The organism is Streptomyces antnestii (assembly GCF_004005495.1).
Taxonomy (GTDB): domain Bacteria; phylum Actinomycetota; class Actinomycetes; order Streptomycetales; family Streptomycetaceae; genus Streptomyces; species Streptomyces antnestii.
The window spans coordinates 266,910-290,720 of record NZ_RZYA01000001.1; the positions used below are offsets into that span (position 1 = coordinate 266,910).

The window sequence follows — 23,811 nt, forward strand, 5'->3', positions numbered from 1 at the left end:
CAGGAGCAGTTCAGCATGGCGGCACCCAGCAATCGCTACCTCGGCAAGTTCCGCGGCCGGGTCGTCGACAACAACGACCCGCTGCACATCGGCCGCGTCACCGTCGAGGTCCCCGACGTCCTGGGACCGGAGACCTCGACCTGGGCGCTGCCCTGCCTGCCGTTCACCGGGCCCGGGGCCGGCCAGTTCGTGGTGCCGTCGCCGGGGGCGGGCGTGTGGGTCGAGTTCGAGCAGGGCGACCCGAGCTTCCCGGTGTGGACCGGCTGCTGGTACGGCGATGAGAGTGAACTCCCTCCGGATGCGAGGAAGTTGGCCGCACAGGCCTCCGACCACAAGCCCGTCGTCGTGCAGACACCCGGCAACCACAAGATCGTGATGTCCGACGCGCCGGGCGCCGAACGGGGGATCCGGCTGCAGGCCGACGGCGGCTCGTACATCCACATCACCAAGGAAAAGATCGTCATCGCGACCGGTGAGGGCGCCGAGGTCGTCCTCGAGGGCAAGCGCGTGACCATCAGCAAGGGCCTGACCGTGGCCGCCAAGCAGTGACAAGTGGCCAGTGATCAGTGACCGATGACCAGCCAGTGGTAAGTGACGAGTAACGGGGGACGGATCAAGTTGTCCGGGATATCCGGGGTTTCGGGGAGCCTGCTCGGCGAGGACGCCGTGATCAGCTGCCCGCACGGCGGCAGGGCCGTACCCGCCACGACATCCAACGGGTCGGTGCACCTCAACGGCGTACCGGTCCTCACCGGCGCGCACACCTTCGTGGTCGCCGGCTGCCCGCACACCGTCGACGGTGTGCCCTCACCCTGTGTGGCCGTCCGCTTCACCGCGGACGACACCGGCATCACCGTCGACGGCGCGCCCGTGCTGCTCGACACCTCCGCGGCCCAGTGCTTCTCGGCGGCGTTCGTCGCCCAGGGGCCGCCCTTCGTCCAGGCCACGCAGCGAGAGGTGACCATCCCATGAGCCGGCGTACCCGGGTCCGCAGCGACATCGCCTTCCCGTTCCGGGTCGACCGGCGGGGGCGCACCGCACACGCGGACCACGACGAGCATGTACGGGACCTGATCGAGCAGTTGCTGTTCACCAGCCCCGGCGAGCGCGTGATGCGCCCCGACTTCGGCTGCGGTCTGCTCGACCTGGTCTTCTCGCCGAACAGCCCCGAGCTGACCAGCACCCTCGAACTGTCCGTGCAGGCCGCCCTTCAGCGCTGGCTCGGCGACCTGATCGAGGTCGAGGCGCTGGACATGGAGAGCGACGAGAACGTCGTACGCGTCTTCCTCGCCTACGCCGTACGCGCCACCGGGACCCGCCGTGACGACGTCTTCGAAGGGAGGGCCCAGGCGTGACCAGCGAAACGACCACCACCGTCGGCGGCCGACGGGCCAAGGTAAGGGCCGCTCAGCTCAACGGAGTTGACGCCGTAGAGGTGAGCGACGACGGGCTTGTCCTCACCGTCACCTTCCTCGGCAAGGCTCCGCACGGCCTGTGCCCCGAGAACGTACGCATCGACGGCGGCCGCCGCGTCACCGGCCTGCGCGCCGAGGACGTCAGCGTCGAGCGCGAGGAGGACCCGGAGCTCGACGACCGGCTCTACGTCACCCTCGACCAGGCCGGCGACACCTCCCCCTACCGGCTCTCGCTCGTCGAGACCGACCCGTACGGGCGGCCCGGTGACGTGCCCTTCCGCGGGTTCGACCAGCGCTACCACAGCGCGGAGTTCCGCTTCCGGCCCGACTGTCCGTCCCCGTTCGACTGCGCGGACGAGCCGCAGGAGGCCACGGACTTCCCGCAGGCCCCCGTCATCGACTACACCGCCCGCGACTACGAGACCATCCGCAAGCTCCTCCTGGACCGCCTCGCGCTCACCACGCCCGACTGGGTCGAGCGCAACCCGGCCGACCTCGGCACGACCCTGGTCGAGCTGCTCGCCCACACCGGCGACCTGATCAGCCACCAGCAGGACGCGGTCGCCACCGAGACCTACCTGGACACCGCGCGCCGCAGGATCTCCGTACGCCGCCACGTACGCCTCATCGACTACGCGATGCACGACGGCGCGAGCGCCCGGGCGTACGTCGCCGTGGAGACGGCCGGCGAGCACACCCTGTTGCCGGGGACCTTCCGTTTCGCGTCCGTCGACACCCGCACCCTGGACCCGCACGAGACCCCGGAACCCGGCACCGTCATCGACGACGCGGACCTCGCCGACCTGAGCGAGCGCGGCTCGGTCGAGGTCTTCGAACCGGTCGACGCAGGCGAGCCGTTGCGACTCCTCGACGCCCACAACACGATCCGCCTGTGGACCTGGGGCGGGGAGACATGTGCCCTGCCCGCAGGGGCCACCGCCGCCACCCTGCGCGACGAGTGGGCCGACCCCGAGCTGTGCCAGGAGCGCCGGCTCGACCTCCGGCCCGGCGACGTACTGATCCTCGAAGAGGTGAAGGGCCCGCGCACCGGCACCCCCGGCGACGCCGACCCCACCCGCCGCCAGGCCGTCCGCCTCACCTCCGTCACTCCGGGCGTCGACCGCATCGAGGACCAGCCCGTCCTTGAGGTGACCTGGGCCGCCGAGGACGCCCTGCGCTTCCCGCTCACCCTCACCACGCTCGGCGGCCGCGACTGCGCACCCGTCGACGACGTGAGCGTGGCCCGCGGCAACGTGGTCCTCGTCGACCACGGCCGCTCGCTGGCCTGGTGCGGCGACGGCCTCGCGGAGACCGTCACCGTGCCGCACGTCCCCGCCGTCACCGGCGCCTGCGGCCCGCCCGCCTTCGGCTGCAACGACCGCGACGAGGGCAACGCACCGGCGCGGCTCATCAACTCCCTTGCGGACCAGACCGAATGCGGTTCGCCGCTGAGTGCCGACGACATCCGTGAACTGTTCGACGTCGTCGGCGAAGTGGAGACCATCCGCGCCGGCCTCGGCCTCGAACTCGCGGGACAGCAGGGACGGGAACGCGTGGTCCCGGGCACCTCGTACGCCCAGGCCGCCGCCCTCAAGACCCTCCCCGCCCAGTCCGTCTACCCGGGCATCAAGCCACGCTTCCACCCCAAGCTCGGCCGCTCGCCCGTCACCCAGGCCGTCGCCTTCCCGGACCCCGCCCACGTCAGCAAGGGCCAGGCCGACCGGCTCGCCGCGATCCCCGGGCGCGTCGAGCAGCGCCTGACCGAGCTGTGGCGCAGTGCCCGCGACCGGGACGGCCTCGACGACGCCGAGATCGCCGAACTCACCGTCATCTACGGCCTGAAGATCCTGGAGCGCCTCGAACTGAGCGCCCACCCCGTCCGCGCCCTGCGTGAACTCCTGCACCGCAGCGACCAGTTGCTGGACAACAAGCTCCGCCGCATCGAGGTACTCACCGCACGGGCCCGCGCCGGCACCGTCCTCGACGGCCACATCGCCTGGGAGATCGCCCACACCTGGGGCCCGCCCTACGCCGCCGGACTCCACCCCGACGAGCCCGTCCTGCGCGGCCCCGCCACCGCCGCCCTCACCCACGACCCGCGCCAGGCCCTGCCCGCCGTCCGCATCCACGAGGGCGACGGTGAACAGGAGTGGGAGCCCCGCCGCGACCTGCTCGAAAGCGGGCCGCGCGACCGGCACTTCGTCGGCGAGCTCGACGACGACGGCCGCCTCGCCCTGCGCTTCGGCGACGGCCTGCACGGCGCCCGGCCCACCCCGGGCGCCCGCCTGGAGCTGCGCTACCGCCTCGGCGGCGGCACCGCGGGCAACGTGGGCGCCGAAGCCATCAACCACCTGGTCATCTGCCAGGACGACGGCACCCCGGACGCGCCCGACACCCCCATCCCCGTCGCCGGCGTACGCAACCCCCTCCCCGCACTCGGCGGCGTAGAACCCGAACCACTGGAACAAGTAAGGCAGTTGGCGCCGCTCGACCTGCGCCGCGCCCGCCTTCGTGCCGTCACCGCCGAGGACTACGCCGCCCTCGCCTCCGCCCTGCCCGGCGTACAGCGCGCCGCCGCCGACATCCGGTGGACCGGCAGCGTCCAGGAGGCGCACGTCGCCATCGACGCGTACGGGACCGGCGCGCCCGCGCCCGAGCTGCTCGCCTCGGTGGCGCACGCCCTGGAGGCGTACCGGCGTATCGGCCACGACCTGGTCGTGAGCCCCGCGCGCCTGGTGCCGGTGGACGTCGCGCTGTGCGTGTCCGCGAAGCCGGGGCACCAGCACGGGCAGATCCTCGCCGAGCTGTACCGCGTCCTCGGGCGTGGCCGGCTGCCCGGCGGGCGGCTCGGCTTCTTCCACCCGGACGCGCTGAGCTTCGGTGAGCCGGTGCGGCTGAGCCGGCTCGTCGCGGTCGCGGCCGCCGTACAGGGCGTGGAGAGCGTCCAAGTGACCAGGCTGCGCAGGCTGTTCGAAGAGGACCGTGGAGAGAGGGAGGACGGCGTGCTGCGGCTCGGCCCGCTGGAGATCGCCACGTGCGACAACGACCCGGACCGGCCTGAGAACGGCCACCTCGAGATCACCCTGGGAGGTGCCCGATGAGCGCCGAAGACGTAAGCGGCTGCGGTTGCGGCGGTGCGTGCGCGGGCGGCGGCGGTCACGACGAACGCCACGCCCCCTCCGCCCCGCACAATCCGCCGGGCCGCACCGCCCTCGACTACCGCGTCGGCGACTACGGCTCCTTCCTGGCCGCCCTCCACGACCGGCTCGCCTCGCCCGCCTACCCGGCGCTCGGCCGGCTCACCGTCCGTACCCCCGACGACCCGGCGCTCGGCCTGCTCGACGCCACCGCCGTCCTCGGGGACCTGCTGACCTTCCACTCCGAGCGCATCGCCGACGAGGCCTACGTCCGTACCGCCAACGAGCACCGCTCCCTGGTGCTGCTGGGCCGCCTGGTCGGTCACCGGCCGCGCCCCGGCGTCGCCGCCTCCACCCACCTCGCGTACCGCCTCGACCGCGACCCGCGCGCCGAGAACCTGCCCGTGGTCATCCCGCGCGGGGCGCGCAGCCACTCCGTGCCCGCCGCGGCCGACGAGGAGTCCCAGACCTTCGAGACGGGCCAGGACCTCAAGGCCCGCTGGGACTGGAACGAGCTCAAGGTCCGCAGGCGCCGGGCGACGCTGATCACCCCGGAGGATGTGGAGCGGCGCTCCGAGCTGTTCGTCGAAGGAGCCGACAACTCCCTGCGCACCGGGGACCAGTTGCTGTTCGTCTTCGAGGAGAAGGCGGGCGGTGACCGGCGCCTCGCCCCCATCGCCGGCGTCCGCGTCGACCGTGACGACGACATCACCGGGATCAGCCTGCCCATGTCGGCGCCGCCGACGCTGAAGGAACTCGTCGACGAGGCGCTGCGCTGGGTCGCCGAACCGGCGGAACCGGGGGAGCCCGGCGACGAGCCGCCCACGCCCGAGGTGCCCAACCCCCGGCCCATCAGCCTGCTCATCGCGGAGTTCGACTTCCAGGTGCTGAAGCCGCTGCGCGCCGATCTGCCCGGCATCAAAACGCCCGGCCGGTTCGCCGCCCGCCTCTCGGAACCGTTGGCGCGGCTCGGCGAGGCGCAGGTGCTCGCGGGGGCGTACGAAGACGTCGCCGGGTGGTTCGAGCAGCTGGAAGCCGTACTGGCCGAACTGGCGGAGCGGGCATTGGAGTTGGCGCCCGCCCAGCCGGTGGACGACGGCGAGCGGGCCGCGGCGCTGAAGTACACGGCGGAACGGCAGGCGCCCCAGGCCGCCGCCTTCAACGCCCTCGCCACCCTCGTCCCCGCTCTCACCGCCGGCACCGGCAAGACCCCGGGCCGCGGCTTCACGCCCGCCGCCCCGGCCCCGGGCGCCGACACCGCCCGCCTCCTCGCGGCCCTGCACCCGGGTCTCGCCCGCACCCTCTACCCGGCCCTGCACAACGCCAAGGGGCCGGCCGCGCCGAAGTTGCTGCGCGAGCTGCTCGCCCTGCGCGTGCGGACGGCCCCGTTCGGCGCGACGGCCCCGCTCAAGCCGGTCCAGGACGACCGGGGCCGGGTCGTGCGCACCGCCGACTGGCCGCTCACCGGTGCCGTGCTGACCAGCATGCGCATCGTCTTCGACACCTCGGGCAAGGTGCCGGAGCGGGCCGAGTTCCAGTACATCGAAGGCAACGGCTCCGACCAGCGCTCGGAGAATCTGCTCGGCCAGACGGTCATCCCGCCGTTCCCGCTCGGCCCGGGCACCGTCGACCTCTCGGCCCGCGCCGCCCAGGACCGCGAGCTGAGCTGGCTGGCCCGGCGGCCCACGGACTCCCAGGAGCCTGGCGTCACCGCCCAGTTGCACGCCGGGCTGCCCGACCTCGGCCTGTTCGTGTCCCGGCCCGACAGCGAGAACCGGATCCATGTCGTCGTCAGCAACGGCTCGTCCGAGCCGGTGATCCTGCTGCCCGGTGTCCGGCAGCAGGTCACGCGGGACGGGTACGAGGTGACGCTCACGTACACGGCGGCCGGCACCCAGCCCGACGTCGAGATCGTCATCGCGAGCAAGCCGGAGCCCGTCGACCGGAACATCCTGCAGCTGGACAGCGTGCAGGACTCGGTCACGGTCGGCAGCTGGGTCGCGGTCCAGCGGCCCCGCAAGGGCGCGCAGGGCGGCATCCCCGGCGACAGCAAGCTGCAGCTCGTCACCACCAAGGTCACGGCGGTGCGCACGGCCGCGTACACGAACTACGGCATCACCGGACGCGGCACCGAACTCACCCTCGCGGACCCCTGGTTGGACGACAAGGACGTCCTGCTATCACACATCCGTGACACCACCGTGTACGCGGCGGGCGAGCCGCTGCGGATGGCCGACGAGCCGCTCGGCGAGGACGTCCACGGCAACGAGATCGAGCTCGCCGAGCTGTACCAGGACCTGCAGCGCGGCCGCACCCTCATCGTCAGCGGCGAGCGCAGCGACATCACCGGCACCACCGGAGTGCAGGCCACCGAGGTCGTGGTGATCGCCGAGGCCGAGCGCGTCACCGATCCGACCGCGCCGGACGGACCCTTCCACACCAAGCTGACCCTGACCGCCGACCTCGCCCACCGCTACCGCCGCGAGACCGTGCAGATCCTCGGCAACGTCGTCGAGGCGACCCACGGCGAGAGCCGCGACGAACCCATCGGCAGTGGGAACTCCGACCGCGTCAACCAGACCTTCGCGCTCTGGCAGTCCCCGCTCACCTGGATGGCCGCCGACACCCCCCTGGGCGCGACACCCGCCCTGGAGGTACGCGTCGACGGACTGCTCTGGCACGCGGTCGACAGCCTCGCCGGACGCGGCCCCCGCGAACGCGTCTACATCACCGGCACCACCGCCGACGGCCGCACCACCGTGACCTTCGGCGACGGCGTGCACGGCGCCCGCCTCCCCAGCGGCCACGAGAACGTCCGCGCCCGCTACCGCTTCGGCACCGGCAAGGCCGCCAACGTGGCGGCGGACCGCATCACCCAGGCCGTCACCCGCCCCCTCGGCGTCACCGCGGTCACCAACCCGCGGCCCGCCACCGGCGGCGCCGACGCGGACGGGCCCGCCCTCACCCGCCGCAACATCCCGCTCTCCGTCGCGGCCCTCGACCGGCTCGTGTCGGCGCCCGACTACGAGGACTTCGCCCGCTCCCGGGCGGGCATCGGCCGCGCCCAAGCCCGCGAACTCTTCGACGGCAGGCGGCGGTTGCTGCACGTCACGGTCGCCGGCACGGACGACGTCCCGATCGCCGAGGATTCCGACCTGCTGCGGTCCCTGCGCGCCTCGCTGAATGAGTACGGCGACCCGCGCCTGCCCGTCCGCGTCGACGTACGGGAGCTGGTGCTCCTGCTCCTCGCGGCCCGCGTCAAACTCGCGCCCGACCACACCTGGGAGGTCGTCGAGCCGCGGCTGCGGGCGGCCCTGCTGCGCCGACTCGGCTTCGAGGGACGGGAGTTGGCGCAGCCCGCCGCCCTCTCCGAAGTCCTCGCCACCGCGCACGCCGTGCCCGGCGTCGACTACGTGGACGTCGACGTCTTCACCGGCGTCCCCGCCTCCGCCACCCCGGACGAGCTGTCCCGCCTGGTCACCACACCGGGCCTGCCGCGCCCCACGGTCCCGGCGCACCCGTCGACGTACGACGAACGCACCTACACCGTGCGCGACCAGGACGGCGAGACCCTGTCCTCGGTCAGTCACCAGCACGGTCTGCCGCTCGCCGAACTGCTGCGTCTCAACCCCGACATCACCGACACCCGGCGTCTCGGCCGGGGCCGTTCGGTGTGTGTCTTCCGCGGTATCCGCCCGGCCCAGCTCGCGATGCTGTCGCCGCTCGCCGCGGACACGATCGTTCTCACGGAGGTCAAGTGATGTCCCGAGAGCCGGACGGCCTCGCCGACCTGCTGCCCCAGTGGCACCGCCTGCGCGACGCCGAGGAGGGCGAGCCGCTGCGCGCGCTCCTCGCCGTCATGGCCGAGCAGCTCGACCGGGTGCGCGACGGCGTCGAGCAGGGCTACGAGGACCTGTTCGTGGAGACGGCCGCGCCCTGGGTGCTGCCCTACCTCGGCGACCTCGTGGGATACCGGACCCTGCCCGGCTACGAGCGGGTCCTCACCACCGGGCTGCGCGGCGCCGCGCGCGACGGCCTCGAACAGGCCATCGCGCCGCGCCGCGACGTCGCCGCGACCGTCGGCAACCGGCGCCGCAAGGGCACCCTGCATCTCCTGGAGGAGATCTCCGAGCAGGTCGCCGGCTGGCCCGCGCGGGCCGTGGAACTGTCGCGCACCGTCTCCCACCACCAGCCGGTCAAGCTGTACGCGGACGGGGCCTCCCACCGCCCGGAGCGCGGGCGCACCGCCGACCTGCGGGACGGTTCGGCCCTCGACCTGGCGGGCGGTCCCTTCGGGACGGTGGCCCGCAGCGTGGACGTGCGGCGCGCCGACTCCCATCACCGGCAAGGGGGTTGGAGTCCGGCCGGGGTCGCGCTGTTCGTGTGGCGGCTCAAGGCGCACTCGCTGACCCGGTCACCCGCGTACTGCCTCGACCGGGCCCGCCACCTCTACACCTTCTCCATCCTCGGCAACGACACCCCTCTCGTCACCAGGCCGGAGCCGGAGCCCTCGGCCACGCACATCGCGACGATCGACAACGTGCCCGCGTTCATCCGGCGCCGCCAGCTGCACGACCGGCTCGCCGACTACTACGGGCCCGGCAAGAGCTTCGTCATCCGCCGCGACGGCGAGGACAACCCCGTCCCGCTGTCCGACATCGTGGTCGTCGACCTGTCCGAGTGGCGCTACCGGCCGAAGCGCGGACAGGTCGCAGTCGACCCGGAGACGGGACGGATCGCCTTCGGCGCGCGGTCGGCACCCCGGCAGGGTGTGTGGGTCGACTACCACTACGCGTCCGGCGCCGACATGGGCGGCGGCGAGTACCCGCGCGAGCGCGAGGAGCGGCCCGACGCGGCCGTGTACCGGGTCGGGCCCGGGGAGACGTACCGGCAGATCATGGACGCCTACCGTGCCTGGCAGCACGACCGGCGGGCGGGCACCTGCGGGCCCGACGGCATCGTCGAGATCACCCACAGCGGCGCCTACCAGGAGCAGCTGGACTTCGATCTCGACCCCGGCGACCGCTTCGAGCTGCGCGCCACCGAAGGAGCGCGTCCGGTCATCCGGCTCCTCGACTGGTACAGCAACCGGCCCGATGCCCTCAACATCCGGGCGGTTTCCGAGAATTGCGAGCCGGGGGACCGGCCGCGGATCGTGCTCGACGGGCTGCTGATCGCCGGGCGCGGCATCAACGTCACCGGCCCGATGGGCGCCGTCGTCGTACGGCACTCGACGCTCGTACCCGGCTGGTCCCTGGAGCCGGAGTGCGACCCGCACTCACCCGACGAACCGAGCATCGTCCTCGAACGCACCACCGCCTGCCTGCAGATCGAGGACAGCGTCCTCGGCACCATCGAGGTCATCGGCGACGAGGTGTCCGAGGAGCCCCTCGACATCCACCTGCGCGACTCGATCCTCGACGCCACAGGACCCGACCGCGAGGCCCTGTCCGCGCCGGACTGCCGGCACGCACACGCCGTCCTGCACATCCACCGCTCCACCGTCATCGGCGAAGTGCACACCCACGCGGTGCGCATCGCCGAGAACTCGATCTTCACGGGCCGCCTGCACGTGGCGCGGCGCGGCATCGGCTGCATGCGTTTCAGCTACGTGCCCGCCGGGTCGCGCACCCCGCGCCGCTACCGCTGCCAGCCCGACCTGGCCGGGCCGGACCAGGCCGGGACCGTGCGCCCGCTGTTCACCTCGGAGCGCTACGGGACGCCCTGGTACGGGCAGTTGGCCGCCGGGTGCGCCGAGGAGATCCGGCGCGGGGCCGAGGACGGGGCCGAGCTGGGCGCCTTCCACGACCTGTACCTGCCCCAGCGCGAGGACAGCCTGCGGGCGCGCCTCACGGAGTACGTGCCCGCGGGGACGGACGCAGGGATCTTCTACGTGACCTGATCCGAGTTCCTTCCACGGGGCCGCGCCGTGCCCCGCCACGACTTGCGACCGCGCCGCCGCCCCGCCCACCCACGACTTGCGACCCGCACATTCCTGAACCAGGGGGACTCCCTTCATGCACGCAGATCTCTCCCGCTCCACCTTCCGCCCCGGACAGCACTACTCGGGGGTCATCGTCCAGCAGGGCCGGGTCCAGCTCGACGCGGACGCCAACGAGCAGGCCGCGATCCAGCTCCACCAGGCGCGGACGGCCGTCGCCGACCTGATCGGCCGGCACGGCGGCCCGCTCGGTGGCAACAGCGACACCGGATTCCGCATCAAGTACCACGGCAGCACCCCGGACATCGACACCCTGGAGATCCACGGGGGCCACTACTACGTCGACGGCATCCTGTGCGACGCGACCCGCCCGGCACCGGGCGACGCCGTGCCTGATGACGAGGACCTCGACGAACAGGCACCCGCCCCGGCCGCGTTCTGGGACTACTGGGACCAGCCCGACGGCTACCGGAACAAGGAGAACCCGGCCGACCGGCTGCCCACCGACTACCCCTTCGTGGTCTACCTCAACGTGTGGGAGCGCGCGGTGACCGCCGCCGAGGACCCGGCGCTGCGCGAGGTCGCCCTCGGCTCGGCGATGCCCGACACCGCCGCCCGCCGCAAGGTCGTCTGGCAGGTACTGCCGCTCGCCTACGGAGAGCTGGGCATCGAAGGAGACGTACCGTCGCCCGACGCCGTGCGCGCGGCGTTCGAGAGCTGGGCGGCGAAGGAGGCCGCCCCCAAGTCCCGCCTCGCCGCCCGCAGTCAGCGCCCCGACCACGCCGACGAAGACCCCTGCCTGGTCAGGCCCGACGCCCGCTATCGGGGCCCGGAGAACCAGCTCTACCGCGTCGAGATCCACGAGGGCGGCGAGGCCGGCAAGGCGGGCAAGCCCGGGAACGCCACCTTCAAGTGGTCCCGCGAGAACGGCTCCGTCGTCTTCCCCGTCGACACGGTCGACGGCACCTGGGTGGAGCTCGCGACCCTCGGCCAGGACGACAAGCTGGACCTGAACGTCGGCGACCATGTCGAACTCGTCGACACCGCGTACGCCTCCCGCCTGGAACCCCTGCCGCTCCTGCGCGTCGAGGAGCTGGACCTGCCCGGCCGCCGGGTACGCCTGTCCGCCGAGCCCGACCAGCACGTCGGCCGGCGCCCCGAACTCCACCCGTACCTGCGCCGCTGGGACCACCAGGCGGCCCCCAGGCAACGCGGCCGCACCACCCCGCTGCGCGGCGGCGCCATCCGCATCGAGGAAGGCGCCTGGCTGCCCCTGGAGGACGGCGTCGAGGTCTACTTCGAGAAGAACAGCACCTACCGCACCGGCGACTACTGGACCGTGGCCGCCCGCACCGCGACCGGCAGCGTCGAATGGCCCGTGAACGCCGCCCGCAAGCCGCTCCTGTGCCACCCGGCGGGCATCGTCCGCCACTACGCGCCGCTCGCCCTGGTCAAGGGCGAGGACAGCCCCGTCGACCTGCGCCTCGGCTTCTCCCAGCTCGCCGCCCGTACCGTGCCGCCGGCCGACGCGGCCGCCCTCGCGGCTGAACAGCGGGCGAGCGACGAGGAGTTCGCGGCCGAAGGTGCCGCCCCGGCCGGTGCCAGGTCGCAGACGACGGCCGAGGCGGAGGCCGCGGTGGACGCGTCCGCGACGGGGGAGGGGGACGTCTGATGGCCACGCCGCTGACCGCGTCCAAGCTGGTGGAGATCCTCCGCGCCGAAGGCCTCACGGTGCACGAGGTCCGCAACTGGCGCCGCCACAACCGCAACACGAAGGGGCCCTACGGCCCGATGAACGGCGTGATGATCCACCACACCGCCACCACCGGGACGCAGTCCTCCGTCGACATCTGCTACGACGGCCGCCCCGACCTGCCCGGCCCGCTGTGCCACGGCGTCATCGACAAGAAGGGCGAGATCCACCTCGTCGGCAACGGCCGGGCCAACCACGCGGGCCTCGGCGACAGCGACGTCCTGCGCGCCGTCGTCAACGAGACGAAGCTCCCGCACGACAACGCGGTCGACAGCGACGGCAACCGGCACTTCTACGGCTTCGAGTGCGTCAACCGCGGCGACGGCAAGGACCCCTGGCCCGAGGCGCAGAAGGAGGCCATCGAGAAGGTGTCCGCCGCGATCTGCCGCCACCACGGCTGGAGCGAACGGTCGGTCATCGGCCACAAGGAGTGGCAGCCCGGCAAGGTCGACCCGCGCGGCTTCACCATGGACGGCATGCGCAAACGGATCGCCGGCCGGCTCGCCGGTAAGCCGCAGGGTTCCGGCCCCGAGTCCGACCCGAAGCCCGCGCCGGCCAAGCCGACGCGCGCCCCGTTCCCGGGCAGCGGCTTCTTCCGCGACGGCCAGAAGTCCGCGCTCATCACGGCCATGGGCCGCCGCCTGGTCGCCGAGGGCTGCGACCACTACGAGGAGGGGCCCGGCCCCGAGTGGACCGACGCCGACCGCAAGTCCTACAAGGCCTGGCAGCAGAAGCTCGGCTTCAAGGGCAAGGACGCGGACGGCATTCCGGGCAAGACCAGCTGGGACGAGCTGAAGGTCCCGGCGTCCTGAGCGTCTGACGGTCCTGCGCCGGGCCGGTCAGGGGACCTGGAGACCGGCCGGGCGCAGGGCGGGGTGGTCGGCCACGACGGTGCAGGAGCCGGGGGCGATCTCCGTGAACCCGGCGTCCCGCACCACGGGCAGCCCGCTCCGGGTCAGCTCGCCCCAGTGGTCCGCGTCCGCGGTGCGCACGGAGAGCGGGAAGCCGGCGTCGCGCCACTGCGCGCGCTGCCCGTCCGACAGCTCCCACCAGGCCAGCTGCGCGCCGTGGCCCGCCTGGGCCATGGCCTTGCCCGCCGACATGTCCAGATCCGGGCTCAGCCACAGCACGGGCGCCGTACGGTCCGGGGCCGCCGGGGGCTCCGGGTCGTCCAGGTCCGTGCCCGACACCTGGAGCCGCGCCAGGTCCTTGGGCCAGCCGTCGAGCGGGACCGGCGGGAACACCCGTACCTCGGCCGATCCGCCCGTCACCGTGATGCCGTCGAGCGCCTCGGCCCTGCGCCACTCGGCGCCGCGCGCCCGGCGCACCACCTTGCGGATCCGGGCGTCCTGCCAGTCGCGCATGACCTGCGCCCACTCGCCGTCGCCCGTCGACCGCGCGTCGGAGAGGATCACGAGGACCGCGCGGGCCGCCGTCTCCAGCGCGTCGGTGCGGGCCGGGGGAGCGGCCCGCTCGATCCGTGCCACGAGGGGCAGCACGAACTGGCGTGCCTCGTCGCGCGCGGTCCGCTCGGACCGGAAGGGGCTGTCCTGCGTCTGGTCTTCACTGCTCACCGGACCAGTCTGCCAGGCGCCGTCCCTCCGGCCGCCGCCTGCTGCCGCCTAGGGGGTGTCTGGCAATTCCCCGCGGCGTCGCGACGTCCGGCACGCACGCTCGCCGCGTTGCCGAAACGCCCGAGTAGCTCCGCTACTAGGACGCTCCGGCGCCTTGCGATCGCACGCACCGGACGCCGCTCCTTCCTCCACGGGGAATTGCCAGACACCCCCTAGCGGGACGGCCGCCCCGCCGCCGTGCCGATCAGCTCCGAGACCCTCACGAACCGGTACCCGCGCTCGCGCAGCTTCGGTACGACGGCGCGGACCGCGCGCTCCGTGGCCGGGGCCGCGCTGCGGGTGCAGTGCATGACGACGACCGACCCCGGCCGCACCCCGTCGAGCACCTGCTGGGCCACCGCGTCCGAGTCCGTCGCGAACGCGTCGCCGCTCACCACGTCCCACTGCACCGCCGTGACGCCCGCCGGGGTCAGGGCCCGCAGCGCCCGCTGGTCGTAACAGCCGCCCGGGAAGCGGAAGTAGGGCACGGTGCGCTTCACGCCCGCCTTGCGGAACGCGGTGAACGCCCGCTCCACGTCCGACCGCATCCGCGCCGGGGGCACGGTCGGCAGGCCGTAGCAGTCGCCCGTGAAGGCGTAGTGGCTGTACGAGTGGTTGGCCACCTCGAACAGCGGGTCGGCGCCGATGGACCTGGCCTCGGCCGGGTACTCGTCGGCCCAGCGGCCCGTCATGAACACCGTCGCGGGCACCTTGAGGCGCCGCAGCGTGGCGATCAGGGCGGGGTTGTCGAAGTGCTCACCGGCCGCCGCGCGCGGCCCCTCGTCGGCGGTCATGTCGGCGTCGAAGGTGAGCGCGACGGTCCGGACCGGCGAGTGGGCCGCGCTCTTGAAGACCGGGGTGAGACCCGCGGGGCCCGGGGCGAGTGTGGGCGGACGTGAGGGCGCGGCGGACGCCGGGGCGCTCACCACCTTCCGCGCGGGGTGCCCGGCGGATCCGCCGCCCCCACCGCATGCCGTCGCTCCGACCCCCAGCGCGCCCAGGGCGCAGACCAGTGCAAATCTCCGTACATAGGTCATCACGCGGCGACAGTAACCGTACTAATGGTATGAATTGCGCACCTGGTCGCGGACGCGGTGCGGCGTCCCGCCAGGAGTGCGAAGGGCGGAGCTCAGCCGTCCCGCAGGGCCTGTGCCACCTGGTCGAAGAACCGCGCGTGCGCGGACTCGCTCGCCGGGAGCTCTGGATTCCAGGGGAGCAGGCGGGCCCCGGCCGCGACCGACCGCCAGTGCGGATCCGCCGCGTACTGCTCCGGCGGGGCAGCGTTCACGCGCGAGTCCACGAGCACGATGTCAGGGGCGAGAGCGGCGGCCTCCGCCCACCCGGCCGTGTTCCAGTTGGCGCCGGGCCCCTCCGGCGGCTCCACGGTCCGTACGCCCAGGGCCGTCAGCGCGCTCAGGTCGGGCCACCGGGCGGGGCGGGCCAGATGGACGCTGTCCGGGCCGCCCGGCGACAGCGCGAGCACCCGCCCCGGACGCTCCCGCGCGGCCTGCCCCAACTCCCGTGCGGTGCACTCCAGTTCGCCCAAGCCCCCGCCGCCGCCCCGCGCGCCGAGCGAGCGCGCCAGCTCGGCGAACCGCTCCCGCACCGCGCCGAGCGAACGGCCCTGCCCGACGTCGATCGCGACGACCGGGACGTGCTCCTCCAGATGCTTCGCCACCTCCGGATCGACGCCGTACACCTGCCCGCCGCCGTACGTGACGGCCACGACGAGATCCGGTGCGGCGGCCAGCACGGCCTCCAGGCCGAGCCCGGCGCCCGCCCCCAGGTAACGGACCTCGTCGAGCGGCAGCGCCCCCGCCTTGGCCGGGTCGGCGCCGGCATCGTCGTGGAACGAGCCGAAGATCCCCTCCGGCCGTATCCCGTGATCCCACAGCGTGGCGCCGGCCTGTATGTAGGCCACCACGCGTAACGGCACGTCCGCCGCGGCGGCCACATGCCCGCGGTCGTCGGTGAACTCCCAGACTGCTGCGTGTCGTTCCATGGGTGTGTGTCCTTGTCCGGAGAGGTGCGGAAGGGTCCTGCGGGTCCGGCGGAACCCGTAAGACCCTTCCCAGGACAGGGGGAGCACACGCGTCGGGACGACCGGCCTCAGTCCTGCGCCAGCAACAGCTTCCTCGCCTCGGTCACGTCGAAGTCCGCCTCCGGGTAGTGCGGGTCCAGCGACTCCAGGTGCTCCAGGAGCAGCCTGCTGATGGCCCAGTTGCGGTACCACTTGCGGTCGGCGGGCACGAGATACCAGGGCGCCTCGTCCGTCGAGCAGCGCTCCAGGGCGATCTCGTACGCCTCCTGGTACGCGGGCCACAGGGCGCGGTCCTCGATGTCGCCCATGCTGAACTTCCAGTGCTTGTCCGGGTTGTCGAGCCGTTCGAGCAGACGCTCGCGCTGCTCCTCGTACGAGAGGTGGAGGAAGCACTTGACGATTGTCACGCCGTCCTCGGCAAGCGACTGCTCGAAGCGGTTGATCTGGCTGTAGCGGCCGCCCAGTTGGCGCCGCGGGACGAGGTCACGGACCCGGGCGGCGAGGACGTCCTCGTACTGCGAGCGGTCGAAGATGCCGATCTCGCCGGGCTGGGGGAGCGAGCGCTTGATGCGCCACAGGAACGGGTGGCTGAGCTCCTCGGCGGTGGGCGCCTTGAAGGCCTTGATGCGGCAGCCGGACGGGTTGAAGAGGCCGATGACGTGCTTGACCGTGCCGCCCTTGCCGCTGGTGTCCATGCCCTGGAGGATCAGCAGGATCCGGCGACGGTCCCCCGCCGTGCCGGAGGCCCAGAGGCGGTCCTGGAGGCCGGCGAGGCGTTCACCCATCCGGGTGGTCTCCGCCAGGCCCGCGGCCTTCCCGGAGGGACCCGCGGGCGTGGCCCGTGCGTCGTACGAGGCGAGGTCCACGGGCTCGCCGGCGGGGATGCGCAGCAGCTCTCGGAGCGCGGCGGGCGCCGCCCCGGGCCTCGCCGGCTTGTCCCGGGCCTTCCCGGAGCCCTTGCCCGTCCGCTGCGTGTCCTTGCCGGCCTCGGCCACCGCGCACCCCATTTCGTACCGTTCCCGAACCCGTCCGGTCCCTCGATCGTGGGACCGGACGGGCGGCGCCGCTACCGGTGCCAGGGGCCCGTCACGGCGAACGTCGTGCCGGGCGAGTAGCAGTTGACGTACATCGTGTCGCCGTCGGGTGAGAACGTGACGCCCGCGAACTCGCCCCACGCCGGTTTCTGCGCCGTGCCGGTGTTCTGGCGCCCGCGCGCCATCGCGTACACCTCGCCCTTGCGGGTCACGCCGAAGACGTGCTGCGCGCCCTCGCCGTCCTCGCAGACCATCAGGCCCCCGCTCGGCGCGAGACAGATGTTGTCGGGCTCCTCGCCGGGCAGCTGGACGTCGGTGCTCGGGCCGAAGACGATCACCAGCGTGAGCCGGCGACTGTTCGGGTCGTAGCGCCAGATCTGCCCGAAGTGGTCGGCCGCCGAGCCCTGCGCGCTGTGGGCGAAGGAGGAGACGAAGTAGACCGACGAGCCGCCCCAGTAACAGCCCTCCAGCTTCTGCGCGTGCGTGATGCCCTTCGGGCCGAAGTCCTGGAGGCGGACGGGAGTCCGGGCCGCCAGCGGGTCCGGTACGTCGACCCACTCGATGCCGTCGAAGCTCGCGCCCGTCTCCTGGATCGCCGACAGGTCGGGCACCCCGGGCACCCGCATCGCCTGGAGCGTGCCGCCCGCCCGCAGGGAACCGAGGCCGCCCTCGGGCTTGTCGGGGAGGAAGCGGTAGAACAGGCCGAACGGCTTCTCGAAGGCGTCCTCGGTCTCATAGACGACGCCCCGCCTCGGGTCGATGGCGACCGCCTCGTGCTGGAAGCGGCCCATCGCGGTCAGCGGCACGGCGCCCGAGCGGTGCGGGTCCTCGGGGTCGACCTCGAAGATGAAGCCGTGGTCCTTGGTGTACCCGTTCGTGCCGGCCTTGTCCTCGGTCTCCTCGCAGGTCAGCCACGTGCCCCAAGGGGTGTGCCCGCCCGCGCAGTTGACGGCGGTGCCGGCGATGGCGACGCGCTCCGACAGCACGTTCCCCCGGTGGTCGAGGGTGAGCGCCGTACAGCCGCCCTTGCCCATCGGGTCGTACGTCAGGCCCTCGACGGTCGGTACGGGGATCTTCGCGGTGACCCGGTTCTCGTGGTTGCGGACCAGGTGGACCCTGCCGTGTCTGCCCTCCAGGGCGGCCATGCCGTCGTGGTTGCTGGGCACCCTGCCCTCGCCGGAGCGCAGCGGGTCGCCCTCGCGGGAGAGGACCTTGTAGCGGAATCCCTCGGGCAGGTCGAGCAGTCCGGCCGGGTCGGACACCAGTGGGCCGTAGCCCTGCTCGCCGAGGCTCTGGGCGGCGGCCGTGCCCGCGAAGAGCTCGGAGAGACTGCCGGCGAAGGCGATGGCGGCGACGGAAGCGCCGCTGCGCGCGAGAACCTGACGTCGTGTTGCGGACGGCTGAGCGGTACGTGCGGTACGTGCTTCAGACATGGGGCAACCTCCTGTTGGCGGACAGGAACGTGTGACCCGGTCGTGTGTATCACGCACTGTGGTTCACGGGAACTACGCGCGTAACAACCTGTCGCTCATGACACAGCGGTAACCAGCGGTATCCGGTGGTTTCACGCCACGGCCGCGCCGCGGACGTACGAACGGGCGCGCGAACCCTCCGCGCGCCCGCCGGCGTCAGGCGTCCACGAGCCCCTTCGCGTCCCGCGCGAGCGCGGTGAGCCGGGAGATCGCACGGAAGTACTTCTTGCGGTACCCGCCGTTCAGCATCTCCTCGCTGAACAGCCGGTCGAAGGGAAGGCCGGAGGCGAGCACCGGCACCTCGCGGTCGTAGAGCCGGTCGGCGAGCACGACGAGCCGCAGCGCGGTCGACTGGTCGGGGACCGGCTGCACGTCCGTGAGGCAGACCGCCTTCAGGTCGTCGGTCAGGGCGCCGTACCGGCTGGGGTGCACGCGCGCGAGGTGGTCGAGCAGATGCGGGAAGTCGTCGAGCGAGGCGCCCTCGGTCGCGTACGCGGCCTTCGTGACCTGCTCGTCGGAGAACGGGGCGGGGGCCTCGGGCAGGCCGCGGTGACGGTAGTCGTCGCCGTCGATGCGCAGGGGGCGGAAGTGGGCGGACAGGCCCTGGATCTCGCGCAGGAAGTCGGCGGCGGCGAAGCGGCCCTCGCCGAGCTTGCCCGGCAGCGTGTTCGAGGTCGCGGCGAGCGCGACGCCCGCCTCGACGAGCTTGCTGAGCAGCGACGACACCAGGACCGTGTCGCCCGGGTCGTCCAGCTCGAACTCGTCGATGCACAGGAGCCGGTGCTCACTCAGGGTGCGCACCGTCTGCTGGAAGCCGAGCGCGCCCACCAGGTTCGTCAGCTCGACGAAGGTGCCGAAGGCCTTCTGCTCGCGCGCCGCGGGGGTGGCGTGCCAGAGGGAGGCGAGGAGGTGGGTCTTGCCGACGCCGTAGCCGCCGTCGAGGTAGACACCGCGGGGGCCCGTGGGCGCTGCGGGCTTCCTGGCGAACCAGCGCCGCCTGCCCGCCCCGCTCGCGTGGGCGCCGCCGAGGCCGGCCGCGAAGTCGCTCAGAACCCGCACCGCCTCGGGCTGGCTGGGCTGCTTGGGGTCCGGGATGTACGTGGCGAAGCGGACCGAGTCGAAGCGCGGCGGCGGCACCATCTCGGCGACCAGACGGTCCGCGGGGACGAGCGGCTCACGGGCGCACAGGGACAGAGGGGCCGCGTCGGCTATGGAGCTGGGCGCCTGAGCGGTGGTGGAGGACGACACAGCCCCCAACTCTAGGGCCTGCCGTCAAATTCCCGTCTGCCCCGCGACGCCTGGCACGCACGCTCGCGGCGCTGCCGAAGCATCCGAGTAGCTCCGCTACTAGGGCGTGTTTCGAAAGTCCCGCCTGCCCCGCGGCGCCTGGCACGCACTCCCCCACTCTCGGCTTCGCTCGAGCGGGGGGACCCCCATGCGGCGTTGCCGAAACGTCCGAGTTGCTCCGCCACTAGGGCGCTCCGGCGCCTTGCGATCGCACGCACCAGACGGACGCCGCGGGTCCCGCCCTCCGGGCGGACGACGGGAATTTGGCGGCAGGCCCTAGACGCCATGGGACACTGCGTGACATGCGACGCCTGTTCCCTGTGACGTACGAAACAGCAGATCACGCGGCTCACGAGCCTCGCGAGTGGACTCTCGACGAGCTCGCGGAGGCCTACGCCTACCCCGCCGAGCAGGCCGTATGGCTGCGCGCCAACATGGTGTCCACGCTCGACGGGGCCGCCCAGCACGACGGCCGCTCGCAGGGCATCTCGTCCGCGGCCGACATGCGGATCTTCGGCACCCTGCGCGGGCTCGCGGACGCCGTCGTCGTCGGCGCGGAGACGGTCCGGCTCGAGGGCTACCGTCCGGCACGCGCGCGTGAGGCCTTCGCGGCGCGCAGGGAGGCGGCCGGACAGGGCCCCGCCCCGGCCATCGCGGTGATCAGCGGGAGCCTGAACCTCGACTTCTCCCTTCCCCTGTTCACCTCGCCCCTCGTTCCCACGTTCGTCATCACCGGCGCGGGCGCGCCGCCCGACCGGGTCGACGCGGCGCGCAAGGCGGGCGCCGAGGTGCTGATCGCCGGCGAGGGCGCCGCGGTCGAGCCGGAGCGTGCCGTGCGTCTGCTCGCCGAGCGCGGGCTCACGCGGCTGCTCACGGAGGGCGGACCGCGTCTGCTCGGCCAGTTCGTGGCCGCACAGGTGCTCGACGAACTCTGTCTGACGATCTCGCCGATGCTCACGGCCGGGGACGCGCAGCGCATCACCGGTGGATCATCCCTGACCGTCCCGGAACGTTTCGAGATGGCTTCTGTACTGGAAGAGGCCGGGTTCCTGTTCACCCGATACCGTCGGACCTGACAATCAGCGGAATGTGCCGTTCCGTTTACCTTCCGCTGGGCACACTAAATCTCGCAGACCCCGTGCTGCCACGGGGCAGGATGGTTTCCGCAGGGACCGGTCGACCGTCGACGGCCCACGGAGGAGAGAAGAAGGGCGCCTGTCGTGTTCACGAGCGTATTGATGATCGAGAAGGCCCTGACGTCCGCCGACGTGGAATTCGTCACGACCTTGCACGGTGACGAGGAAGTCTCTTTCCACGTGCTGCTCCAGCCCCGCGGCGACCAGGCGGACCGCCTGCTGCGGGCCATCGACGACGTCGCGATGGGGGAGCTCGACGACGCGGCGAAGGAGGGCGAGGTGCCCGAGGGCAAGGACGCCGCGGAACTCGGCGAACAGGCCCTGGGGGTCTCCCTCACCGCCCTGCACCAGGCGGGCTGCGAGGCCGAGGGGCGCCTCATCGAGGACCACCCGTTGGACGCCCTCAAGACCCTGGTCGACGAGATCGGCGCGGACGAGGTCATCGTCCTGACCGACCCGCACTACGTGGAGGAGTTCTTCCACCGCGACTGGGCCTCGCGCGCCCGGCACAAGGTCGGCGTCCCGGTCCTGAAGCTGTTCTCCTACAGCAAGGTCTAGGCCCCTCGTTCCCCCGGGGATGCGCGGGCGGGGTGCGCGGAGAAAGTAGGCTGAGCCTGCCCGCAGCGGGCACGCAAGCGCACACCGTCCCAGGGGAGAAACCAATGGCACCCGGCCTGCCCACCGCCATGGACCGACCGCACTTCATCGGCATCGGCGGCGCCGGAATGTCGGGCATCGCCAAGATCCTCGCGCAGCGCGGCGCCCACGTCGCCGGCAGCGACTCCCGCGAGTCCGCCACGGCCGGGGCGCTGCGCGAGCTCGGCGCCACGGTCCACATCGGCCACGACGCCGCGCACCTCGCCCCGGACGCGACCTGCGTCGTCGTCTCCTCCGCGATCCGCGCCGACAACCCGGAGCTGGCCCGCGCCGCCGAGCTCGGCATCCCCGTCGTGCACCGCTCCGACGCGCTCGCCTCGCTCATGGACGGCCTGCGCCCCATCGCGGTCGCCGGCACGCACGGCAAGACCACGACGACGTCGATGCTGGCGGTCTCCCTGACCTCCCTCGGCCTCGAACCGTCGTACGCGATCGGCGGCGACCTCGACGTCCCCGGCTCGAACGCGCTGCACGGCGCGGGCGAGATCTTCGTCGCCGAGGCCGACGAATCGGACCGCAGCTTCCACAAGTACGCGCCCGAGGTCGCCATCGTCCTCAACGTCGAACTCGACCACCACGCCAACTACGCGTCGATGGACGAGATCTACGAGTCCTTCGAGACCTTCGCCTCCAAGATCGTCCCCGGTGGCACGCTCGTCATCGCCGCCGACCAGGCCGGCGCGGTCGAGCTCACCCGCCGCCTGCGCGACACGACGTCCCTCAAGGTCGTCACCTACGGCGAGTCCGAGTCGGCCGACGTCCGCATCCACAAGGTCACCCCGCGCGGCCTGACCAGCGAGGTCACCGTCCTCCTCGACGGCAAGCTGCTCACCTTCACGGTCTCGGTCCCCGGCCGCCACTACGCGCACAACGCGGTCGCCGCGCTCGCCGCGGGCGTCGCGCTCGGCATCCCCTCGCGCAACCTCGCCGCCGCCCTCAAGTCGTACACGGGCGTCAAGCGCCGCCTCCAGCTCAAGGGCGAGGAGAACGGCGTCCAGGTCATCGACTCGTACGCGCACCACCCCACCGAGATGACCGCCGACCTGGAGGCGATGCGTTCCGCCGCGGGCGACGCGCGGATCCTCGTCGTCTTCCAGCCGCACCTGTTCTCCCGCACCCAGGAGCTCGGCAAGGAGATGGGCGACGCCCTCGCCCTCGCCGACGCGTCCGTGGTCCTGGACATCTATCCGGCCCGCGAGGACCCGATCCCCGGCATCACCAGCGACCTGATCATCGACGCGGCCCGCGCGGCCGGCGCCGACGTGGACGCCGTCCACGACAAGGCGACCGTGCCCGACGTGATCGCGGGAATGGCCAAGCCGGGCGACCTTGTTCTCACGATGGGCGCGGGCGACGTCACGGAGCTCGGCCCTGAGATCCTGGCCCGCCTCTCCAAGTAAGGGACTGAGCTGCATGGCGTACGACGTAGAGAAGCCGGACGAGGAGTGGCGCGCGGAGCTGACCCCGGCGGAGTACGCGGTACTGCGCCAGGCCGGCACGGAGCCCGCCTTCGTCGGTGAGTACACCGACACGAAGACCGAGGGCGTCTACTCCTGCCGCGCGTGCGGCGCGGAACTGTTCACCTCGGGGGAGAAGTTCGAGTCGCACTGCGGCTGGCCGTCCTTCTTCGACCCCAAGGACACCGACGCCGTCGAACTGATCGAGGACCGCTCCCACGGCATGGTCCGCACCGAGGTGCGCTGCGCCCGCTGCGGCTCCCACCTGGGCCACGTCTTCGAGGGCGAGGGCTACCCCACCCCGACGGACCAGCGGTACTGCATCAACTCGATCTCGCTGAAGCTGGCGCCGGAAGCGGGCTGAGCCGGGCTCGGGGCTCCGGCGGAGGCTCAGTCCTCCGCCGGCTTCTCCGGCTTCTCAGGGCGCATCATCGGGTGGATGACGCCCGGGAAGACCCGGGCCTGGACCACCGGCTCCGCCGATCCGCCGCGGACCACCGTCTCCGCAATGCCCCAGGGCCGGCCCGGCAGGACGACGGTCAGGGTGTACGCCGACGAGCAGCCGGTGCACGCGTAGCGGTCCGCCCAGGTCTCCACGTCCGTGAGACTGCCGGGGGCGCGGCCCACGTGCCGGTGCCGGGCGTGGCAGTGATCGCACTTCTCGCCGGGCTCGCACGTGCCGCCGCAGGGGCACGGGACGTCGAGGGAGTCCGCCGGCTTCCAGCGCTGCGTGCGGACGGCCTCGGCGGTCTGGCCCATGTCCTTCATCGACTTCAGATTGCGGGCGGCCTCGACGTACGACTCGCCGGTCGACGCCATCCGGTTCCGGATCACGTGCTTGCGTCCACGGTTCGTCGTCATCTGTTTG

General features: G+C 72.6%; 19 protein-coding genes. 12 read left to right on the forward strand and 7 right to left on the reverse strand.

The window, feature by feature from the left end; all coding sequences use genetic code 11:
• Nucleotides 1-15 precede the first annotated feature (15 nt).
• From EOT10_RS01105 to EOT10_RS01140, 8 genes are all read left to right on the forward strand, one after another.
• Nucleotides 16-549, forward strand: coding sequence for a phage baseplate assembly protein V (locus EOT10_RS01105; protein WP_127826102.1), 534 nt, complete (start codon nucleotides 16-18; stop codon nucleotides 547-549).
• A 42-nt stretch (nucleotides 550-591) separates the two neighbouring features.
• A complete protein-coding gene (locus EOT10_RS01110) occupies nucleotides 592-972 on the forward strand; it encodes a hypothetical protein (protein WP_223280692.1) in 381 nt (126 codons plus the stop codon).
• The gene (locus EOT10_RS01115) at nucleotides 969-1,355 is read left to right on the forward strand and encodes a GPW/gp25 family protein (protein WP_127826103.1); all 387 of its coding nucleotides are present in this window, start codon (nucleotides 969-971) and stop codon (nucleotides 1,353-1,355) included. Before EOT10_RS01110 ends, EOT10_RS01115 begins: the two co-directional genes overlap by 4 nt.
• Entirely contained in the window at nucleotides 1,352-4,516 is a 3,165-nt protein-coding gene (locus EOT10_RS01120) for a putative baseplate assembly protein (protein WP_127826104.1), read from the forward strand. The genes EOT10_RS01115 and EOT10_RS01120 overlap by 4 nt, the downstream gene beginning before the upstream one ends.
• Nucleotides 4,513-8,313, forward strand: a complete 3,801-nt coding sequence (locus tag EOT10_RS01125; protein WP_127826105.1) for a putative baseplate assembly protein — start codon at nucleotides 4,513-4,515, stop codon at nucleotides 8,311-8,313. Before EOT10_RS01120 ends, EOT10_RS01125 begins: the two co-directional genes overlap by 4 nt.
• Entirely contained in the window at nucleotides 8,313-10,454 is a 2,142-nt protein-coding gene (locus EOT10_RS01130) for a hypothetical protein (RefSeq protein ID WP_127826106.1), read from the forward strand. Before EOT10_RS01125 ends, EOT10_RS01130 begins: the two co-directional genes overlap by 1 nt.
• 115 nt (nucleotides 10,455-10,569) lie before the next feature.
• On the forward strand, nucleotides 10,570-12,165 hold the full coding sequence (locus tag EOT10_RS01135) for a DUF6519 domain-containing protein (protein ID WP_127826107.1): 1,596 nt from the start codon (nucleotides 10,570-10,572) through the stop codon (nucleotides 12,163-12,165).
• Nucleotides 12,165-13,058 (forward strand): peptidoglycan-binding protein, encoded by an 894-nt coding sequence (locus EOT10_RS01140; RefSeq protein WP_127826108.1) that lies wholly within the window; start codon nucleotides 12,165-12,167, stop codon nucleotides 13,056-13,058. Before EOT10_RS01135 ends, EOT10_RS01140 begins: the two co-directional genes overlap by 1 nt.
• Before the next feature lie 27 nt (nucleotides 13,059-13,085).
• Here the strand turns inward: EOT10_RS01140 and EOT10_RS01145 are convergent, their stop codons facing one another.
• The 6 genes from EOT10_RS01145 to zapE form a co-directional block, all read right to left on the reverse strand.
• Nucleotides 13,086-13,820, reverse strand: coding sequence for a peptidyl-tRNA hydrolase (locus EOT10_RS01145; protein ID WP_127826109.1), 735 nt, complete (start codon nucleotides 13,818-13,820; stop codon nucleotides 13,086-13,088).
• A 212-nt stretch (nucleotides 13,821-14,032) separates the two neighbouring features.
• Nucleotides 14,033-14,899, reverse strand: coding sequence for a polysaccharide deacetylase family protein (locus EOT10_RS01155; protein WP_223280693.1), 867 nt, complete (start codon nucleotides 14,897-14,899; stop codon nucleotides 14,033-14,035).
• An 89-nt stretch (nucleotides 14,900-14,988) separates the two neighbouring features.
• The gene (locus EOT10_RS01160) at nucleotides 14,989-15,861 is read right to left on the reverse strand and encodes an ABC transporter substrate-binding protein (protein ID WP_127826111.1); all 873 of its coding nucleotides are present in this window, start codon (nucleotides 15,859-15,861) and stop codon (nucleotides 14,989-14,991) included.
• A 107-nt stretch (nucleotides 15,862-15,968) separates the two neighbouring features.
• Nucleotides 15,969-16,895 carry a PPK2 family polyphosphate kinase gene (locus EOT10_RS01165; RefSeq protein WP_431313243.1) on the reverse strand — a complete coding sequence of 309 codons (927 nt, stop codon included), beginning with the start codon at nucleotides 16,893-16,895 and terminating at the stop codon, nucleotides 15,969-15,971.
• 71 nt (nucleotides 16,896-16,966) lie between these two features.
• The gene (locus EOT10_RS01170) at nucleotides 16,967-18,367 is read right to left on the reverse strand and encodes a PhoX family protein (protein WP_127826113.1); all 1,401 of its coding nucleotides are present in this window, start codon (nucleotides 18,365-18,367) and stop codon (nucleotides 16,967-16,969) included.
• Nucleotides 18,368-18,562: 195 nt separating this feature from the next.
• Nucleotides 18,563-19,654 carry a cell division protein ZapE gene (gene zapE / locus EOT10_RS01175; RefSeq protein ID WP_127826114.1) on the reverse strand — a complete coding sequence of 364 codons (1,092 nt, stop codon included), beginning with the start codon at nucleotides 19,652-19,654 and terminating at the stop codon, nucleotides 18,563-18,565.
• 341 nt (nucleotides 19,655-19,995) lie between these two features.
• Here zapE and EOT10_RS01185 point away from each other — a divergent pair, with 341 nt between their 5' ends.
• From EOT10_RS01185 to msrB, 4 genes are all read left to right on the forward strand, one after another.
• On the forward strand, nucleotides 19,996-20,769 hold the full coding sequence (locus EOT10_RS01185) for a pyrimidine reductase family protein (RefSeq protein WP_127826116.1): 774 nt from the start codon (nucleotides 19,996-19,998) through the stop codon (nucleotides 20,767-20,769).
• Nucleotides 20,770-20,913: 144 nt separating this feature from the next.
• Nucleotides 20,914-21,387 carry an indole-3-glycerol phosphate synthase gene (locus EOT10_RS01190; RefSeq protein ID WP_189490957.1) on the forward strand — a complete coding sequence of 158 codons (474 nt, stop codon included), beginning with the start codon at nucleotides 20,914-20,916 and terminating at the stop codon, nucleotides 21,385-21,387.
• A gap of 104 nt (nucleotides 21,388-21,491) precedes the next feature.
• Nucleotides 21,492-22,886 (forward strand): UDP-N-acetylmuramate--L-alanine ligase, encoded by a 1,395-nt coding sequence (gene murC, locus EOT10_RS01195; RefSeq protein ID WP_127826117.1) that lies wholly within the window; start codon nucleotides 21,492-21,494, stop codon nucleotides 22,884-22,886.
• Nucleotides 22,887-22,899: 13 nt separating this feature from the next.
• Nucleotides 22,900-23,307, forward strand: a complete 408-nt coding sequence (msrB, locus tag EOT10_RS01200; protein ID WP_127826118.1) for a peptide-methionine (R)-S-oxide reductase MsrB — start codon at nucleotides 22,900-22,902, stop codon at nucleotides 23,305-23,307.
• Nucleotides 23,308-23,333: 26 nt separating this feature from the next.
• On the opposite strand, the gene EOT10_RS01205 is transcribed toward msrB, so the two are convergent.
• Complete coding sequence (locus EOT10_RS01205; protein WP_127826119.1) at nucleotides 23,334-23,804, reverse strand: hypothetical protein; 471 nt, start codon at nucleotides 23,802-23,804, stop codon at nucleotides 23,334-23,336.
• Nucleotides 23,805-23,811: the final 7 nt, after the last annotated feature.

Coding starts and splice junctions, on each gene's coding strand:
- EOT10_RS01105 (WP_127826102.1), top strand. CDS start 16: ATGGCGGCACCCAGCAATCGCTACCTCGGCAAGTTCCGCGGCCGGGTC.
- EOT10_RS01115 (WP_127826103.1), top strand. CDS start 969: ATGAGCCGGCGTACCCGGGTCCGCAGCGACATCGCCTTCCCGTTCCGG.
- EOT10_RS01125 (WP_127826105.1), top strand. CDS start 4,513: ATGAGCGCCGAAGACGTAAGCGGCTGCGGTTGCGGCGGTGCGTGCGCG.
- EOT10_RS01130 (WP_127826106.1), top strand. CDS start 8,313: ATGTCCCGAGAGCCGGACGGCCTCGCCGACCTGCTGCCCCAGTGGCAC.
- EOT10_RS01135 (WP_127826107.1), top strand. CDS start 10,570: ATGCACGCAGATCTCTCCCGCTCCACCTTCCGCCCCGGACAGCACTAC.
- EOT10_RS01140 (WP_127826108.1), top strand. CDS start 12,165: ATGGCCACGCCGCTGACCGCGTCCAAGCTGGTGGAGATCCTCCGCGCC.
- EOT10_RS01160 (WP_127826111.1), bottom strand. CDS start 15,861: ATGGAACGACACGCAGCAGTCTGGGAGTTCACCGACGACCGCGGGCAT.
- EOT10_RS01170 (WP_127826113.1), bottom strand. CDS start 18,367: ATGTCTGAAGCACGTACCGCACGTACCGCTCAGCCGTCCGCAACACGA.
- EOT10_RS01185 (WP_127826116.1), top strand. CDS start 19,996: ATGCGACGCCTGTTCCCTGTGACGTACGAAACAGCAGATCACGCGGCT.
- murC (WP_127826117.1), top strand. CDS start 21,492: ATGGCACCCGGCCTGCCCACCGCCATGGACCGACCGCACTTCATCGGC.
- msrB (WP_127826118.1), top strand. CDS start 22,900: ATGGCGTACGACGTAGAGAAGCCGGACGAGGAGTGGCGCGCGGAGCTG.
- EOT10_RS01205 (WP_127826119.1), bottom strand. CDS start 23,804: ATGACGACGAACCGTGGACGCAAGCACGTGATCCGGAACCGGATGGCG.